At 61.2% G+C, this 15,872-nt stretch carries 12 protein-coding genes; 9 read left to right on the forward strand and 3 right to left on the reverse strand.

Annotated elements, in window-relative coordinates; genetic code table 11:
• Positions 1 to 81: 81 nt before the first annotated feature.
• From QYQ93_RS03555 to QYQ93_RS03590, 8 genes are all read left to right on the forward strand, one after another.
• The gene (locus QYQ93_RS03555) at positions 82 to 2,385 is read left to right on the forward strand and encodes a YgiQ family radical SAM protein (RefSeq protein ID WP_043047861.1); all 2,304 of its coding nucleotides are present in this window, start codon (positions 82 to 84) and stop codon (positions 2,383 to 2,385) included.
• A gap of 211 nt (positions 2,386 to 2,596) precedes the next feature.
• Entirely contained in the window at positions 2,597 to 3,529 is a 933-nt protein-coding gene (locus tag QYQ93_RS03560; RefSeq protein ID WP_043047859.1) for a hypothetical protein, read from the forward strand.
• Positions 3,526 to 3,975, forward strand: coding sequence for a hypothetical protein (locus QYQ93_RS03565; RefSeq protein ID WP_057023420.1), 450 nt, complete (start codon positions 3,526 to 3,528; stop codon positions 3,973 to 3,975). Before QYQ93_RS03560 ends, QYQ93_RS03565 begins: the two co-directional genes overlap by 4 nt.
• A 79-nt stretch (positions 3,976 to 4,054) precedes the next feature.
• The gene (locus QYQ93_RS03570) at positions 4,055 to 4,975 is read left to right on the forward strand and encodes a hypothetical protein (protein ID WP_043047857.1); all 921 of its coding nucleotides are present in this window, start codon (positions 4,055 to 4,057) and stop codon (positions 4,973 to 4,975) included.
• Entirely contained in the window at positions 4,972 to 5,421 is a 450-nt protein-coding gene (locus tag QYQ93_RS03575; protein ID WP_043047856.1) for a hypothetical protein, read from the forward strand. Before QYQ93_RS03570 ends, QYQ93_RS03575 begins: the two co-directional genes overlap by 4 nt.
• A 187-nt stretch (positions 5,422 to 5,608) precedes the next feature.
• Entirely contained in the window at positions 5,609 to 8,899 is a 3,291-nt protein-coding gene (locus tag QYQ93_RS03580; RefSeq protein WP_338476342.1) for a transglutaminase family protein, read from the forward strand.
• A 157-nt stretch (positions 8,900 to 9,056) separates the two neighbouring features.
• Positions 9,057 to 11,543, forward strand: a complete 2,487-nt coding sequence (locus QYQ93_RS03585) for a circularly permuted type 2 ATP-grasp protein (RefSeq protein ID WP_043047854.1) — start codon at positions 9,057 to 9,059, stop codon at positions 11,541 to 11,543.
• Positions 11,543 to 12,430 carry a transglutaminase family protein gene (locus QYQ93_RS03590; protein ID WP_338476344.1) on the forward strand — a complete coding sequence of 296 codons (888 nt, stop codon included), beginning with the start codon at positions 11,543 to 11,545 and terminating at the stop codon, positions 12,428 to 12,430. The genes QYQ93_RS03585 and QYQ93_RS03590 overlap by 1 nt, the downstream gene beginning before the upstream one ends.
• A 102-nt stretch (positions 12,431 to 12,532) precedes the next feature.
• Here QYQ93_RS03590 and QYQ93_RS03600 read toward each other — a convergent pair whose 3' ends face one another.
• The gene (locus QYQ93_RS03600) at positions 12,533 to 12,715 is read right to left on the reverse strand and encodes a hypothetical protein (protein WP_338476345.1); all 183 of its coding nucleotides are present in this window, start codon (positions 12,713 to 12,715) and stop codon (positions 12,533 to 12,535) included.
• Positions 12,716 to 13,047: 332 nt separating this feature from the next.
• Here QYQ93_RS03600 and azu point away from each other — a divergent pair, with 332 nt between their 5' ends.
• A complete protein-coding gene (azu, locus tag QYQ93_RS03605) occupies positions 13,048 to 13,494 on the forward strand; it encodes an azurin (protein ID WP_043047849.1) in 447 nt (148 codons plus the stop codon).
• Positions 13,495 to 13,620: 126 nt separating this feature from the next.
• Here the strand turns inward: azu and nadE are convergent, their stop codons facing one another.
• Together nadE and pncB are read right to left on the reverse strand one after the other, a co-directional pair.
• Positions 13,621 to 14,448 carry an ammonia-dependent NAD(+) synthetase gene (nadE, locus tag QYQ93_RS03610; RefSeq protein ID WP_043047848.1) on the reverse strand — a complete coding sequence of 276 codons (828 nt, stop codon included), beginning with the start codon at positions 14,446 to 14,448 and terminating at the stop codon, positions 13,621 to 13,623.
• A 3-nt stretch (positions 14,449 to 14,451) separates the two neighbouring features.
• The gene (gene pncB, locus QYQ93_RS03615) at positions 14,452 to 15,666 is read right to left on the reverse strand and encodes a nicotinate phosphoribosyltransferase (RefSeq protein WP_003188094.1); all 1,215 of its coding nucleotides are present in this window, start codon (positions 15,664 to 15,666) and stop codon (positions 14,452 to 14,454) included.
• Between the last annotated feature and the right edge of the window lie 206 nt (positions 15,667 to 15,872).

Consider the following 15,872-nt stretch of genomic DNA (forward strand, 5'->3'; position numbering starts at 1 on the left):
CCGACCATTGCCGTCGGAATTGGTCAAAATTTGTGCTATATTCCGCGCCCGCGATTTTTCATCTCAACACCGGTCACCGTCATGCAAACAGCCAAGCCGTTATTTGACTATCCCAAGTACTGGGCCGAATGTTTCGGTCCTGCGCCATTCCTGCCGATGAGCAGGGAGGAGATGGATCAGCTTGGCTGGGATTCCTGCGACATCATCATCGTCACCGGTGATGCCTACGTTGACCATCCATCGTTCGGCATGGCGATCATCGGCCGGCTGCTGGAGGCCCAGGGCTTCCGCGTCGGGATCATTGCCCAGCCGAATTGGCAGTCCAAAGACGATTTCATGAAGCTCGGCGAGCCGAACCTGTTCTTCGGTGTCGCGGCCGGCAACATGGACTCGATGATCAACCGCTACACCGCCGACAAGAAAATCCGTTCCGACGACGCCTACACCCCAGGCGGCATGGCCGGCAAACGCCCGGATCGCGCCAGCCTGGTGTACAGCCAGCGTTGCAAGGAAGCCTACAAGAACGTGCCGATCGTGCTGGGCGGCATCGAAGCCTCCCTGCGCCGCATCGCCCACTACGACTACTGGCAGGACCGTGTGCGCAACTCGATCCTGATCGACGCCACCGCCGATATCCTGCTGTACGGCAACGCCGAGCGCGCCATCGTCGAAGTCGCCCAGCGCCTGTCGTGGGGCCACAAGATCGAAGACATCACCGATGTGCGCGGCACCGCGTTCATTCGCCGTGACACGCCGGCAGGCTGGTACGAAGTGGACTCCACGCGTATCGACCGCCCGGGCAAGGTCGACAAGATCATCAACCCCTATGTAAACACCCAGGACACCCAAGCCTGCGCCATCGAGCAGGAAAAGGGGCCGGTGGACGATCCGGAAGAAGCCAAGGTCGTACAGATCCTGGCCAGCCCGCGCATGACCCGCGACAAGACCGTTATCCGCCTGCCCTCGGTGGAAAAAGTTCGCGGCGACGCGGTGCTCTACGCCCACGCCAACCGCGTGCTGCACCTGGAAACCAACCCAGGCAACGCCCGCGCCCTGGTGCAGAAGCATGGTGAAGTGGATGTGTGGTTCAACCCGCCGCCCATTCCGATGACCACCGAAGAAATGGACTACGTGTTTGGCATGCCTTACGCCCGCGTACCGCACCCGGCGTACGGCAAGGAGAAAATCCCGGCCTACGACATGATCCGCTTCTCGGTGAACATCATGCGTGGCTGCTTTGGCGGCTGCACCTTCTGCTCGATCACCGAGCACGAAGGCCGCATCATCCAGAACCGTTCCGAAGAGTCGATCATCCGCGAGATCGAAGAGATCCGCGACAAGGTCCCGGGTTTCACCGGTGTGATTTCCGACCTCGGTGGTCCGACCGCGAACATGTACCGCATCGCCTGCAAGAGCCCGGAAATCGAATCCGCGTGCCGCAAGCCATCCTGCGTGTTCCCTGGCATCTGCCCGAACCTGAACACCGACCACTCGTCGTTGATCCAGCTGTATCGCAGTGCCCGAGCGTTGCCGGGCGTGAAGAAGATCCTGATCGCTTCCGGCCTGCGCTATGACCTGGCCGTCGAGTCGCCAGAATATGTCAAAGAGCTGGTGACCCACCACGTGGGGGGCTACTTGAAGATCGCCCCGGAACACACCGAGGAAGGTCCGCTCAACCAGATGATGAAGCCGGGCATTGGCAGCTATGACAAGTTCAAGCGCATGTTCGAGAAGTACACCAAGGAAGCGGGCAAGGAGCAGTACCTGATCCCGTACTTCATCGCCGCCCACCCGGGCACCACCGATGAAGACATGATGAACCTGGCCCTGTGGCTCAAGGGCAACGGCTTCCGTGCCGACCAGGTGCAGGCGTTCTACCCCTCGCCAATGGCCACCGCCACCGCGATGTACCACTCGGGCAAGAACCCATTGCGCAAGGTCACCTACAAGAGCGACGCGGTGACCATCGTCAAGAGCGAAGAGCAACGCCGTCTGCACAAGGCGTTCCTGCGCTACCACGACCCGAAGGGCTGGCCGATGCTGCGTGAAGCACTGACCCGCATGGGCCGTGCCGATCTGATCGGGCCTGGGAAAGACCAGCTGATCCCGCTGCACCAGCCGTCCACCGACAGCTACCAGAGCGCCCGGCGCAAGAACTCGACGCCGGCCGGCAGCCACAAGGTCGCCAAGGAAACCACGACCAAAATCCTCACCCAGCACACCGGCCTGCCACCCCGTGGCAGCGACGGCAGCAACCCGTGGGACAAGCGTGAGCAAGCCAAAGCGGCGGCCCAGGCGCGTAACAAGCAAGCGGCAAAGGAACGCACCGATGCGGCCAAGGGCAAGGGCGGCAAGCCTGCGCGCAAGCCGGTGGTGCCGCGTTGATCGTCGCTTGAATATGCAGAACGCCAGCCTCGTGCTGGCGTTTTGCTTTCTAGGCGGTTGGGAGCCTGTTTGTTAAGGTGGTGGCCATTAAAGCGCTATCGGGAGCAAGCCCCCTCCCACATTTTGAATGTATTCACACATTAAAGTGTGGGAGGGGGCTTGCTCCCGATAGCGTCAGTCCAGTCTCCACCCTTTCAAGGAAGAACACCCCATGGGCAACCCCCTGGCCGGCATCGGCATGGACTCCAACCGCTCCCAGTTCATGGCGCGCCAGCGCATCGAAAGCCAGATCAACCTGCCGCGGCTGTTTGCAGCCATTGATGCCGATCCAGGTATCGTTGGCGCAGGCGTCGTATACATCGACGCCGACTTCAACGTCATTACCCTGCGCGAATTCAAGCCCATCTGCAGCATCAAGCCCAAGCGCGTCATTTTGCGCGAGGCGCAGAAGTACATCTCGCCGGCGCAGTTTGTCGAGCAGGTGAAGACCGACCCCCGTGAAGGGCGCCTCCAGAAGGAGGCCTTTGATATGGGGCTTTCCTGTGGGGCGGCGGTGATCGGCTGGATCGTGGTGTTCAGTGGCAGCGTCGCCGTACCCTTCACCGCCGGTGCCAGTGCTTTTGTGGTGGGTATTGGTGTCACGGCGGCGCTGGCCAGCAGTGCTCAGTGCGGGTTTGGCGTGGCCCGTACCTATAACGAAATCCTTGACCCGGATGCCAACGACCGCATGGACGACGCCCAGTGGTATGGCGCGGTGTCACCGATTCTCGATGCCGCATCGTTGGTCGGGATCGGAACGGGAGCCTTCACCACCTTAAGGCTGCTCAAGGCCAAAAAGGCCGCTGCCTTGGGCAAGAGTTGGTATGAGCTGCTCAAGGGCTTGAATCGCCAGGAGCGCAAGAAGTTGACCCAGGAATTGCTCAGCCTCAAAGACCCGAGCCTGACCCCCAAGTTGCTCAAGTTGCAGCAGCGCGCCGGCACGTTGCCCAAGCGCTACAGCTCCACGGAAATTCGTCATGCCACGCTCACCCAGCTCAAGGACGCCTTGGGCGGCATGTTGGGTATCTGGGGCAGCTATCGAACCGGTCACGTCGGCTCGGCATCGACGCTTGCCATTGGCCTGTATGAGGAACTGACGGAATGAAGGGGTTTCCCGATAGGCGCAGTTTCCTTGCGCGTTATTTTCCGGTGTTCATGGGCACCATCTTCATGGCGATTTTCTCTGGTTCGGTGGCTGTCTCCACGGCGGGCGTGACCTATTTGCGCGGTGTTGAGCCGGCGCTCAAGGCCAACTACTCCGCAGCTGCAATCCTGGTGCTGGTAGCGGTGCTGGTGTTTGGCAATGTGATGATTGCACGCGGGTTCCCCTGGGCGACTCGGCTGGTGGCGGGCTACCTGGTGTGCTGCCTGCTGTTCGTGTTGCCGATGATTCAATACGGCCTCAATACCCTGGTGTACGGCTCGGCGGTGCTGTTTCCGCTGCTGGGTTTGTTGTTGCTCAACAGCAAGCGCCATCGTGAAATGCGCCAGCGGCTGCTCGAAATCCGCCATTTGCGCCAAGCGGCCATTGCGCAACGCAAAGCCCGTTGATTGGGTAGACTCACCAGCTGTCGCTGCGCCTTCGCCAGAAAATCAGTCCAGTCTCCACCGCTTCAAGGAAGAACACCCCATGGGCAACCCCCTGGCCGGCATCGGCATGGACTTCAACCGCTCCCAGTTCATGGCGCGCCAGCGCATCGAAAGCCAGATCAACCTGCCGCGGCTGTTTGCAGCCATTGATGCCGACCCCGCCATTGTCGGTGCAGGTGTGGTGTATATCGATGCCGATTTCAACGTTGTCACCCTGCGCGAATTTCAGCCCATCTGCAGCATCGCACCCAAGCGTGTGATCCTGCGTGAGGCGCAGAAGTACATCGCGCCAACGCAATTCGCCCAGCAGGTGCAAGACAATCCGCGTGAGTCCCGGTTGGTGGGTGAAGCGGTCAATACCACACTATCGTGTGCCGGCGCGGTCATCGGTTGGATTGTGGTGCTCAGTGGTTCCGTCGCGGTCCCGTTTTCGGCGGGGGCCAGTTCGGTGGTCGTGGCGCTCGGCTACACGGCTGCGGCAGCCAGTTCTGTGCAGTGTTTTGCCAGCGGCTATCGCACGGTCAATGAGATCCGCAATCCTGCGCGCAATGATCAGCTCGACAGTGAGGAATGGTACCAATACACCATGATTGCCCTGGATGCAGCGTCGTTGATTGGGGTGGGTTCATCGGCATTGGCAACGGTCAAGCTGGTGCGGCTGAATAGGGCCTCTACCGGGAAAAGTGTGAGAGAGGTGCTCAGGGGCCTGAATCGACAGGAGCGCGCCAAGTTGACCAAAGAGCTGCTGAGCATCAACGACCCACGCTTGACGTCCAAGATGATCAAGTTGAAGCAGTTGTCGGGCGAATTGCCTAAGCGGTTCACGCCCACCGAGGTCAAGCATGCAACGGTCACGCAGATCAAGGACGCGTTGGGCGCGGCCATCGGTTTTACCGGCAGTGCGGTGTCAGGAAACGTGCGCACAATTGCCATAGGGCTGTATGAGGAGGCCGAGCAATGAACGAGCTGCCTAGCATTCGCAGTTTTCTGTCGACGTATTTCCCAGTCTTTATGGGGGCGATATTTGCCTGCATTTTCACGCTCGTGTTTGCGGTTCCGGTGTTCTTCGACAGCTATATGCCAAGCCTGTCCATGGCAGATAACGCCAAGTACTCCTTCCTGGTGGGTATCGCACTCACGCTAGTCATTGTGCATTGCAATTTCATGATTGCACGCGGGCGTCCCCAATGGATGTGGCCGTTAGTGATGCTGCTGGGGGTATGCTTTCTGGGTGTATTGCCAACACTCAATGATCAACCGAATGGGGTGGTATATGCCTTGAGCCTGTTGTTTCCATTGCTTGGGTTATTGCTGTTCAACAGCAAACGCCACCGTGAAATGCGCCAGAAACTGGTCGAAGTCCGCTGCCAGCGCCAAGTCATGATTGCCCGACACAGACATCGTTGACCGGGTAGGTTCACCGCCCACTCTCATGCCCGCGCCACAAATATGTGCGTCACTTGTACCACGGCACCCACGTTGGCGCTGTTTTGGTGCTGTACTGCACCGGGCCCCACGATGAAGCGCAATGACTGCCGCACTGGCATAAGTCTTGCGCACATTGTGCCTATGCCCTGGCTCGCAGGAGGCCGCCGTGTCGATTCATGTCGCGTTGCACCACGTTACGCACTACCGCTACGATCGCGCTGTCGAACTCGGCCCACAGATTGTGCGTTTGCGCCCGGCAGCCCATAGCCGTACGCGGATCTTGTCCTACGCGTTGAAAGTGCTGCCCGAGCAGCATTTCATCAATTGGCAGCAAGACCCCCAGGGTAATTACCTGGCGCGCCTGGTGTTCCCGGAAAAGACGGACGAACTGCGTATCGAAGTCGACCTGGTTGCCGAGATGGCGGTGTTTAACCCATTCGATTTTTTCCTTGAGCCGTATGCCGAAAAAATCCCGTTCAACTACGCCGCCGATGAGCAACGCGAACTGGCGCCGTACCTGGAAACTTTGCCGCTGACGCCAAGATTCGCCGCGTACCTGGCCGGTATCGACCGTACGCCATTACCTGCGGTGGATTTCCTGGTTGGGCTGAACCAGCGCCTGGCCGCCGATATCGGCTATCTGATCCGCATGGAGCCGGGCGTGCAAACCCCGGAATTCACCCTGGAAAATGCCTCCGGCTCCTGCCGCGACTCGGCCTGGCTGCTGGTGCAAGTGCTGCGCAACCTGGGGCTGGCGGCGCGGTTTGTCTCGGGTTACCTGATCCAGCTCACCGCTGACGTCAAAGCCCTCGACGGCCCCTCCGGCACCGAAGTCGATTTCACCGACCTGCATGCCTGGTGCGAAGTGTATTTGCCCGGCGCTGGCTGGATCGGCCTTGACGCGACTTCCGGGCTGTTCGCCGGTGAAGGGCATATCCCGTTGGCCTGCAGCCCCGATCCATCATCTGCCGCGCCGATCAGCGGGTTGGTGGAGCCGTGCGAGTGTGAATTTACCCACGAGATGTCGGTGGAGCGTATCTGGGAAGCGCCACGGGTGACCCAGCCCTACACCGAAGAGCAATGGCTGGCGATCCAGGCCCTGGGCCGGCAGATCGACGCTGACCTGCTCAAGCACGACGTGCGCCTGACCATGGGCGGCGAGCCGACCTTCGTCTCTATCGACGACCCTGACGGCGCCGAATGGAGCACCGCCGCCCTGGGGCCGGACAAGCGTCGCCTGTCCGCCGAGCTGTTCCAACGCCTGCGCCGGCACTATGCGCCCAAGGGCCTGGTGCATTTCGGCCAGGGCAAGTGGTACCCCGGCGAGCAACTGCCGCGTTGGTCGCTCAACTGCTATTGGCGCCGCGATGGGGTGCCGATCTGGCACAACAGCGCGCTGATCGCCGATGAACAAGAGGATTATGGCGCTGACGACGCGATGGCCGGGCGCTTCCTGGCGAGCATCGCCGAGCGCTTGAAGCTTGCGACGCACTTTGTGTTCCAGGCCTTTGAAGACAACTTCTACTACCTGTGGCGTGAGGGCGCGTTGCCGCACAACGTCAGCGCCCAGGACCCGCGCTTGAGCGACGAACTGGAGCGCGAACGCCTGCGCAAAGTCTTCGCTCAGGGCCTGGATAAAGTCATCGGCCACGTGCTGCCCCTGGCGCGCACCGCGGCCAATGACTGCTGGCAGAGTGGTCGCTGGTACCTGCGCGATAATCACTGCCGCCTGGTGCCGGGCGATTCGCCGCTGGGCTATCGCCTGCCTTTGTCGTCCCAGCCCTGGGTGACGGCGGCGGAGTATCCGTTCGTGCACCCCACCGACCCGAATCAGGATCAGCCTGACCTGCCGACCACCGAACAATTGCGTAGCCACGGCGAGCCGGCCACGAGCGATGAGCGTGTGCCGAAGGTCGATGAATCCGCTGACTGGCTTACCCGTACCGCACTGTGCGCCGAAGCGCGGGAAGGGCGCCTGTACCTGTTTATGCCGCCGCTGGAACGCGTCGAGGATTACCTGGAACTGGTGGCCGCCATCGAGGCCACCGCCGAAGAGTTGCATTGCCCGGTGCTGTTGGAAGGCTACGAGCCGCCCGCGGATACGCGCTTGAGCAACTTCCGGGTCACGCCGGACCCCGGTGTCATCGAGGTCAACGTACAGCCGTCCGCCACCTGGGACGAGTTGGTAGAACGCACCGAGTTCCTCTATGAAGAAGCCCGGCAAACCCGCCTGACCACCGAGAAATTCATGATCGACGGGCGCCACACCGGTACCGGTGGCGGCAACCATTTTGTGCTGGGCGGCGCGACGCCCAAGGACTCACCGTTCCTGCGCCGTCCTGACCTGCTGCGCAGCCTGATCAGTTATTGGCATAACCACCCGTCGCTGTCCTACTTGTTCTCCGGTCTGTTTATCGGTCCGACCTCCCAGGCGCCAAGGGTGGACGAGGCACGCAACGATGCGTTGTACGAACTGGAGATCGCCTTCGCGCAGATGCCCGCACCGGGCGAGGAATGCCCGCCATGGCTGGTGGATCGCCTGCTGCGCAACTTGCTGATCGATGTAACCGGCAACACCCATCGCGCCGAATTCTGTATCGACAAACTCTACTCCCCCGACGGCGCTACCGGCCGCCTGGGCCTGCTCGAATTGCGCGCCTTTGAAATGCCGCCCCATGCACGCATGAGCCTGACCCAGCAGTTGCTACTGCGCGCACTGGTGGCACGGTTTTGGCGTGAGCCTTACGCGCCGCCGAAACTGGCGCGCTGGGGCACCGAGTTACATGACCGTTTCCTGTTGCCGCATTTTATCGAGCAGGACTTTGCCGACGTGATCGTCGAACTGAATGCGGCCGGCTACCCGCTGCGCGCCGAATGGTTCGCGGCGCACTTGGAGTTCCGCTTTCCCAAGGTGGGCGACTACGCCGTCAGCGGTATCGAACTGGAACTGCGTCAGGCCTTGGAGCCTTGGCATGTGCTGGGCGAAGAGGGCGCGGTGGGCGGTACGGTACGCTATGTGGATTCGTCCCTGGAGCGCCTGCAAGTGAAGTTGACTGGCCTGCCAGCGCAACGCTACCTGCTGACTTGCAATGGCATCCCGGTGCCGCTGCAGCCGACCGGCCGCGTCGGCGAGTTTGTCGCCGGCGTGCGCTACCGCGCCTGGCAACCGGCCAACTGTCTGCAACCGACCATCGCAGTGCATGCGCCCTTGGTATTCGACCTGCTCGACACCTGGATGCAGCGCTCGCTGGGCGGCTGCCAATACCATGTGGCGCATCCGGGTGGACGCAATTACGACAGCTTGCCGGTGAATGCCAATGAGGCAGAGAGCCGGCGGATGGCGCGGTTTTTCCGCTTGGGGCATAGCCCGGGCAAGCTCTCTGTGCCGGGTGTAGTGGTGAACGATGAATTGCCTATGACCCTCGATTTACGCCGTTTTCCAACAAATAAGGAATGAATGCGAGCCAACTGTGGGAGGGGGCTTGCTCCCGATAGCAGAGTGTCAGTCCGCACACCCGTCACTGATACACCGCTATCGGGAGCAAGCCCCCTCCCACATTGGACCGTAGTGAATTTGAGTTAACCTGACTTCCCTTGCCCCTGCCGAGCGTTCCATGTCCGATTTGCTCGACCGTTACCCGCTCACCGCGGGCACCTACCACGAACTGCTGGACGCCAGCGGCGCGGTGCGTGCCCATTGGCAGCGCTTGCTCGATCACCTGCAACGCAGCACGCCCGCGCAACTGGCCCAGCGCCAGGCGCTGCTGACCCGGCAAATCCAGGAAAACGGCGTGACCTACAACGTCTATGCCGACCCCAAGGGTGCTGATCGCCCCTGGGAGCTGGACCTGCTGCCCCATGTGCTGGCCGCCGATGAGTGGCGGCAGCTGTCGGCCGGCATCGCCCAGCGGGCGCGCTTGCTCAATGCAGTGCTGGCCGACCTGTATGGCCCGCAGCGCCTGATCAAGCAAGGCTTGCTGCCCGCCGAACTGGTGTTCGGGCATAACAACTTCCTGTGGCCATGCCAGGGCATCCAGCCGCCCGACGGTGCATTCCTGCACTTGTACGCCGTGGACCTGGCGCGCACTCCGGATGGCCGCTGGTGGGTCACCGCTGACCGTACCCAAGCCCCGTCGGGCGCCGGCTACGCTTTGGAAAACCGCACCATCGTGTCCCGCGCCTTCCCGGACTTGTACCGTGATTTGCAGGTGCAGCACCTCACCGGATTCTTTCGTACGCTCCAGGAAACCCTGGCTCGCCAGGCGCCGGGCGACGACCAGCCACCGCTGATCGTGCTGCTCACGCCTGGGCGTTTCAACGAAAGCTATTTCGAACACCTGTACCTGGCGCGCCAACTCGGTTACCCGTTGGTAGAAGGCGGCGACCTCACCGTGCGCGACAGCACTGTGTTCCTGAAAACCCTCAGCGGCCTGCGTCGGGTCCACGCGATCATGCGCCGCCTCGACGACGATTTCTGCGACCCGCTGGAGCTGCGTACCGACTCGGCCCTCGGCGTGCCTGGACTGCTCGACGCCGTGCGCCAAGGCAATGTGCTGGTGGCCAATGCCCTGGGCAGCGGTGTGTTGGAGTCCCCAGGCTTGTTGGGTTTCCTGCCAAAGATCAACGAATTCCTGTTCGGTGAAGCGCTGATCCTGCCGTCCATTGCCACCTGGTGGTGCGGCGAGGCACCGGTACTGGCCGAGGCGCTGGAGAAGCTCCCGGAGCTGTTAATCAAACCGGCGTTTTCTTCGCAAAGTTTCGCCCCGGTTTTTGGCCGTGACTTGAACGATGAGCAACGCCAGGCCCTGGCCGAACGCATGCGCGCACGGCCTTACGCCTACGTTGCCCAAGAGCTGGCGCAGTTGTCCCAGGCGCCGGTATGGCATACCGAGGAAGACCATCTGCAACACCGCGCCATCGGCATGCGCGTGTACGCGGTGGCCAGTGATGAGGGGTATCGCGTGCTGCCCGGTGGCCTGACCCGTGTGGCTGCCGAGGCCGATGCTGAGGTGGTATCGATGCAGCGCGGCGGTGCCAGCAAGGACACCTGGGTGTTGGGTGAACGTGCCAGCGTCGGCGAACAGTGGCGTGCCCAGCGCGCGATTGGCGCCCACGATCTGGTACGCCGCGATCCTTATTTGCCGTCGCGGGTGGTGGAAAACCTGTTCTGGTTTGGCCGCTATTGTGAACGCTGCGATGACAGTGCGCGTTGGCTGCGTATCGTGCTGGCGCGTTATGTAGATGGCGATGATCCGTTGGCGTTGCGGGCAGCGATCGAACTGGGGGAAAACCTGCGTCTGTTACCAGAGGAGGGCGAGCTGCCCGAGCGCCTGCTCGCCGCCTTGCTCGGCGATGATTGGCATTCGAGCCTGCGCGCTAACTTGCAGCGCTTGCAGTGGGCGGCGTCCCAGGTACGCGGCAAGCTGTCCCGGGAAAACTGGCAGGCCCTGGTGGAGTTGCAACGCGAAGCCATGGAGCTGGAAAGCCAAGCCCCTGATTTTGGCGAGCTGCTGGATTTCCTCAACCGTCTGGTGATGTCCCTGGCGGCGCTGTCCGGATTTGCCCTGGACGACATGACCCGTGATGAAGGCTGGCGCTTCTTGATGATGGGCCGGCGTATCGAGCGCCTGCAGTTTCTCAGCAGCAGCCTGGCAGCGTTCCTGCGTGGTGTGGCGGTGTTCGATCAGGCCGGGTTGGAGTGGTTGCTGGAACTGGGCAACAGCAGCATCACCTATCGCTCGCGCTACCTGGCGGTGCCGCAGTTGATCCCGGTGCTCGACCTGTTGTTGCTCGATGAGCAGAACCCCCATGCGGTGCTGTTCCAGTTGAAACTGGTGAGCCGTACCCTGCGTCGCCTCAATGATGATTTCGGTGTGCCTCGGGAAACCGGCCTGGCGCCGTTGGTGGAGCGCCTGGCGCGCTTTGACCTGGGCTGCCTGGAGAACCCGTTGTTCGGCGAGGCCAGCGTGCGTGCCGCGCTGGACGGCCTGGCCGACCTGTTGCAAACGGTCGCCGATGAAAGTGGGCAAGTGTCCGATCGCTTGGCGCTGCGTCATTTTGCCCATGTGGACGATGTCAGCCAGCAGACGGTGTCGGTGTGATGAGCGCGCGTTATCAGATTTTCCACGATACCCATTACCACTACGACAGCCCGGTGTCCCTGGCGCAGCAATTGGCGCATTTATGGCCACGGCAGTGTGCCTGGCAACGTTGTACCTGGCAGCAGCTGGAAATCAGCCCGCAGCCGTCTTCGCGTCGCGATGAGCTGGATGTGTTCGGCAACCCGATCACCCGCCTCGCGTTCGAGCGGCCCCATGATGAATTACTGGTGAACGCGGCGCTGACCGTGGAAGTGCTGGCGCGGCCTGCGCTGGATTTCCAGCAGTCGCCGGCCTGGGACCGGACTCGCGACAGCTTGACCTACAGCAGCCAGCCCATGGCAGTGGAGTTGATCGAAGCTTGTCGTTATCGCTTCGAATCGCCCTACGTGCATTTGAAGAAAACCTTCGTCGAGTTTTCCGAAAGCTGCTTCCCGCCCGGCAAGCCCTTGCTGCTGGGCACGCAGGCGTTGATGCAGAAGATTTTCAGCGAGTTCACCTTCGATGCCGAAGCCACCCAGGTCGCCACGCCGCTGGTGGAGGTGCTGGAGCGGCGGCGCGGGGTGTGCCAGGACTTCGCTCACTTGATGCTCGCCTGCCTGCGCTCGCGTGGGCTGGCGGCGCGCTATATCAGCGGTTACCTGCTGACCCAGCCACCGCCCGGCCAGCCACGGTTGATCGGCGCCGACGCGTCCCATGCCTGGGTCTCGGTGTTTTGCCCGGAGTCGGGTTGGGTGGATTTTGATCCGACGAATAATGTGCAGCCGGCACTGGAGCACATCACCCTGGCCTGGGGCCGGGATTTCTCTGATGTGTCGCCGTTGCGGGGGGTGATTCTGGGGGGCGGTAGCCATGACCCGGAGGTGCGGGTGACGGTGATGCCGTTGTAGGAGCGAGCTTGCTCGCGAAGAACCTGAGGGCGCCGCGGTGAATCAGGCACCCCGCGTTATCGTTAACGCCTTTCGCGAGCAAGCTCGCTCCTACAGTAATGCTTATTCCGCCGGGTCTTTCGGGGTTTCGGTCTCGTCAGTCGCCACTTCACCATCCGCATCCGGGTTCAGTGCGCCTGCTTCTTCGTCTGCAGCGGCTTTCTTGCGTTGCAGTTTTTCCTCTTTCTTCTGTTCCTTGGCCAAGTCTCTCTGACGTTTGGCGAAGGAGTAATTAGGTTTGGCCATGGGCGATCCTCTAGGGTCGAAGGTGAGGGTGGGCGGCGCGCAGCTGCCTTGGGTCGTCATGGTAGCAGCTTCAAGGTGCCTTTCGCCTTCACTTACCGCAGGCGTAGGCGGCCAGCAGGCCGTTGAACAGGTGATTAAGGTGCATGGCGCGGACTCCAGTGGGCAATGGCGCGATCATAGACAGCCTGCGGCACTTTGGCTGGTTGATTGTGTTGATCAAGCTGATAGCCTAAAGTTGTATACAATCTGTTGACGCAGATCATAAGAACTTAAGCCTGCTTGAGGCACCCTTGTCGCAATACGCGTTTTCTAACCCTGCCTTGGAGATTCACATGTTTGCCAAACTCGTTGCTGTTTCCCTGCTGACTCTGGCGAGCGGCCAGTTGCTTGCCGCAGAGTGCAAGGTCACCGTCGACTCTACCGACCAGATGTCCTTCAACACCAAAGAAATCACCATCGATAAGAGCTGCAAGCAGTTCACCGTTGAGTTGACTCACTCGGGTAACCTGCCCAAGAACGTGATGGGGCATAACTGGGTGCTGACCACTGAAGCCAACATGCAGCCTGTGGCTACCGACGGTATGGCTGCTGGTATCGATAAGGATTATCTGAAGGCCGGTGATGACCGCATCATCGCCCACACCAAGATCATTGGCGCTGGCGAGAAAGACTCGGTGACCTTCGACGTCTCCAAGCTGAAAGCCGATGAGAAGTACAGCTTCTTCTGCTCGTTCCCTGGCCACATCTCGATGATGAAAGGTGCCGTGGTCCTGAAGTAAAGCCGCGTCATCGTTCATCGGGGGCAAGCCCCCTCCCACATTTTGAATGTATTCACAATCAAAGTGTGGGAGGGGGCTTGCCCCCGATGGCATTCTGGCAATCACTGCAAAACCAGCTGGCTCACTTCAAGGCGCAAACGGCATCACCCGCTTGTGCTCAGTCTTGCGATAGGTCTCGCAGATAATCCTGAACGCCTCTTCACGCACCGGCTCACCGTGCAGGAACGCATCGATTTCGGCATAGGTCACCCCGTGTGACGCTTCGTCCGGCTTACCCGGCGACAGGTCCTCCAGGTCGGCGGTCGGGACTTTCTCCACCAACGATTCCGGCGCACCAAAGTGCCGCGCAATCGCACGCACCTGGTTTTTCACCAATCCGCTCAACGGCGCCAGATCGCAGGCGCCATCGCCGAACTTGGTGAAAAAGCCCATCACCGCTTCCGCCGCGTGATCAGTGCCGATCACCAAGCCGCCGGCCGCGCCAGCGATGGTGTACTGCGCCACCATGCGCATACGCGCCTTGGTGTTGCCCAGTACGAAGTCGCGGGACACCGCTGCCTTGCCTTCAAACGCCGCCACTTCATTGGCCAGGGCTTTGACTGCCGGGCCGATATTCACGGTGTGGCGTTCGTCCGGCTCGATAAACTCCACCGCGGCCTGGGCGTCATGTTCGTCGAACTGGGTGTCGTAGGGCAGGCGCACGGCGATAAAACGATAGGCCTCGTCGCCACTGCTGGCGCGCAGTTCCTGCACCGCCCGTTGGGCCAGCAGGCCGGCGGTCAGGGAGTCGACGCCGCCGCTGATGCCCAGCACCAGGGCCTTGAGCCCGGAATTGCGCAGGCAGTCCTGGATAAAGGCCACGCGCCTGGCGATCTCGGCTTCAAGGCTGGCCTGGTTATTGAACGGCGCTTGGACCTTGAGCTGCTGCGCAATCTCACGCTGTACGGCTTGCATGATTCACTCCTTGCTGGAAAGGGCAGGTACTTTGAAAACGTGACGCAAATAGGCGACAAAATTCGGGTCGGTGCAATGGGTCTTGCCCGCTTCATCGGAGATCTTGGCGACGGGCTGGCCATTGCAGGCGGTCATTTTAAGCACGATGCTCATCGGTTCCACCCCTGGAATATCGCAGGTCAGGTTGGTGCCGATACCAAAGCTGACATTAATGCGACCGCGCAATGCGCGGAAAATCTCCAGGGCCTTGGGCAGCGTCAGGCTGTCGGAGAACACCAGGGTCTTGCTCATCGGTTCGATGCCGAGCTTGTGGTAGTGGGCGATGGCTTTTTCCGCCCACTGGATGGGATCGCCGGAGTCGTGGCGCAGGCCGTCGAACAGCTTGGCAAAGTACAAGTCGAAGTCGCCGAGGAAGGCGTCAGTGGTGATGCAGTCGGTCAGGGCAATACCCAGCAGGCCACGGTATTCACGCACCCAGCAATCGAGGGCGGCGATCTGGCTGTCGATCAGGCGCGGGCCGAGTTGCTGGTGCGCCATGATCCATTCGTGGGCCATGGTGCCCAGGGGCTTCATATCGAACTCGCGGGCCAGGTGTACGTTGCTGGTGCCGACAAAGCGCCCGGGGAAGTCGTGCTTGAGCACGCTGACCACTTCCTCCTGCACACGGTAAGAGAAGCGCCGGCGCGTACCGAAGTCCGCCACTTGCAGTTCCGAGAGCTCGTCGCTGCTGGCATTCGCCGTCAGCCAATCGAACTTGCGGTACAGCTGCTCGCGGGCCTGTTCAAGGATCACCGTCTGGTAGCGGTAGCGGTTACGCACTTCGCTGACGATGGCCAGCATCGGCACTTCAAACAGGATCACATGCAGCCACGGCCCGCGCAGGCGGATAAACAACTCGCCGTTCTCGATACCGGTCTGTACGTAGCGCAGGTTGAAGCGGAACAGCCCGAGAAAACGCAGGAAGTCCGGCTTCATGAAGCTGATACGTTCAAGGAAACCCAACTGGTCGGGGCTCAGGCTCAGCTCTGCGAGGCGCTCGATCTGGTAGCGGATCTCCGCCAGGTACGGGCGCAGGTCTTCGCTGTTGCGGCAACGGAACTCCCATTCAACTTCCACATTCGGGTAGTTGTGCAGCACCGCCTGCATCATGGTCAGCTTGTAGAAGTCGGTGTCGAGCAAGTTCTGCACGATGCGATCGGCAAACACACTCTCGCTCATAACGGGAATCTCCAGACGGGTCGGCGATGGGCGCCGGCCTTTACGCACAATTAAGTAAGGGGGCTAGTGGCGCATAGACGTGGGTCGGTTTGCCAGTGATTTTTTTGCCAAGGCCACCGGCGCTATCGTGAGCAAGCCCCCTCCCACAGATTGAAATGCGTTTCAAATGTGGGAGGGGGCTTGCCCCCGATGGCGGTATTCCAGGC

Source organism: Pseudomonas khavaziana (assembly GCF_036704165.1).
Lineage (GTDB): Bacteria > Pseudomonadota > Gammaproteobacteria > Pseudomonadales > Pseudomonadaceae > Aquipseudomonas > Aquipseudomonas khavaziana.